Here is a 2,056-nt window from a genome sequence, read left to right as displayed (position 1 = left end):
TCCACCGGCTGGCTACCCTGAGCTTGACGTCCGGTTACATCAGTTCACATCCCTTCTGAGCTGCGATGACGCCCGGACCGCTGGACGTACGCTTGATCATTAACCTCGCTGCTGTTTCAGGCGGACGTGTTCGGTGAGGGTTTCGATTCGTTTCACGGTCTTCCCCGGCTCGTGACGTGGTGCTGACCTGCGGTTCTTCGATCCGGGTGGGCGTCCGGGGCCGGGCTTGGAGGGTTTGGGCACACCGGCGGGACGGGCGGTCTTCGCGCGGAGGTGGCGGAACCCCCGGCGGACCCGGGCAGGGGTGAGCCGGCGCGGCTCGGCGGGCCGTTCCCAGGGTCGGCGGAGGTCCTCGGCAAGGGGCCGGGCGAGGCGGAGTTGAGTGTGGGCGGCGATGATCAGCCACGTCCATAGGTCGGCCGTGTGCGGATCGCGGACCTTCGGAACGGTCCAGCCCAAGGTCTGCTTGAACAGCCGGAAGGTGTGTTCAAGATCGAATCTGCGGAGGAACGCCTGCCACCGCACATCGACGTCCTGGCCAGTCATGCCGGTGCGCGAGGACCACAGCCACACCGGCTTCGGGTCGCGGTCACCAGGCAGGTGCTCGACCTTCAGCCGGATCAACGTGCCGTGGATCAAAGGGAGTTCACCGCAGTGGTCGAGCCAGGGACCACGGGCCTGCAATCGGGGATGCATCCGGTCCCAGGCGAGGGCTTCGGCCGTGCCGTAGCGGGTGGTGTCGCACGTCGTGGTCTGGTCAGGGGTGTGCCAGGACTCCGGCTTGGAGAAGGTGAGGACGCCGCCGTGCTTGCGGGGCTGTCCGCCACGCGGGGTGGAGCGGCGAGGCCCGGCATCCCGGAGCATGACCCGGTCCGAGCGCAGCCGGCCGACCAGCTCGACGGGCAGATCGGCCAGGACATAGGCGAGGCGGGTGACGTCGTAGCCGGTGTCCATGACGACGAGGATGTCCGCATCACCAGGCCGCCACTGTCCGGCGTGCACCAGCCGGGTGACCACCTCGCGCAGCTGGGCGGCGGTCACCGCGGTGGCATCGTCGGCCGGCCCCAGCCGGATCGCGTCCAGCACGGCCGTCCACGACGTGCGTCCCGTCTCCAGCGCGGCGACGAAGGAGTAGGGCCAGCCGGGGATGAACTGATCCGCGCTGCGGCCCCGCCCGTAGACGTGGCAGAACAGCAACTCCGAGCTGGTGGGAGCGTCGGGCCGCAGCCAGTTGCTCACATCCACCGCGAGCACGATCCGCCCGTCGGCGGCACGCGGTAGCAGCATGGAGGCAAGCAGCCGACGACCGTCTTCGGGTTCAGCCGCTTCACACGGCGCACGATGAGCCGGGCGGTGGTGCGAAACGCCTTCTTCTTCGAGGTGAACGCGGTGAACGGGATCTTGGCGATCTCGGCGTCGGAGATCCAGCGTCGCTCCTCGTCGTCCCAGATGGCATCGGTGTACTTGATCGGGGTCCAGGCGTCGACCGCGATCGTCTCGATGGCCATGCGGATCGTCTTGGTGACCGCGACCGCGAGGGAGAATCGGGCGCCGGCCGTGCGGCAGGCCTCGACGACCTTGTGGGAGAAGTAGGCGGAGTCCGCACGGACGAGGATCTGCGCGGTGATGCCCATCGCCCGCACCGTGGTCAGCGCCTCGCGCAGCAGGGAGGCGGCGCCCTTGCCCGAACCTGCCGAGCCCTTGCGCAGCCGGGTGGCGACGATGACCGGTGCGCATGTGCCCGTTTTGACGGTGACGATCTGGAAGTGCAGGCCGCGGACCTTGGTGTAGCCGAAGGAGGCGCCCTGCTTGGCCGGGCCGTAGACCTGCTTGACCTTGGAGTCAATGTCCACGAACACCACCGCGTCCCCCTTGGGTATCAGCCCGGCGTGGGCGGCCAGGCCGCAAGGAACGCGCGCATCGCCGACTCCAACTGGCGCACGTGTCCCCAGGTGAAGGCGGGTCGCGTCCAGTTTGTGGTGTAAAAGCACTCACGAACGGGTTTCGTGGGGTTGATGTTATGCGGCCTTGGTGAGGGACACGCGGGGCCGGGCTG

General features: G+C 68.3%; 1 protein-coding gene and 1 pseudogene. Both read right to left on the bottom strand.

What is annotated here, in order from left to right; translation table 11 throughout:
* Positions 1–99 precede the first annotated feature (99 nt).
* A complete protein-coding gene (locus ACIQU6_RS44540; protein ID WP_403488419.1) occupies positions 100–1,428 on the bottom strand; it encodes an NF041680 family putative transposase in 1,329 nt (442 codons plus the stop codon).
* A pseudogene (locus ACIQU6_RS44535) lies at positions 1,350–1,853 on the bottom strand (transposase); the annotation flags it as partial. The pseudogene ACIQU6_RS44535 and the gene ACIQU6_RS44540, both read right to left, overlap by 79 nt.
* Positions 1,854–2,056: the final 203 nt, after the last annotated feature.

Origin of the sequence: Streptomyces sp. NPDC090442 (assembly GCF_044769405.1) — a bacterium.
In the GTDB taxonomy this organism is placed as follows: Bacteria; Actinomycetota; Actinomycetes; order Streptomycetales; family Streptomycetaceae; genus Streptomyces.
The sequence above is the reverse complement of the archived record's forward strand: the minus strand, read 5'-3'. Positions and strand labels throughout refer to the sequence as shown.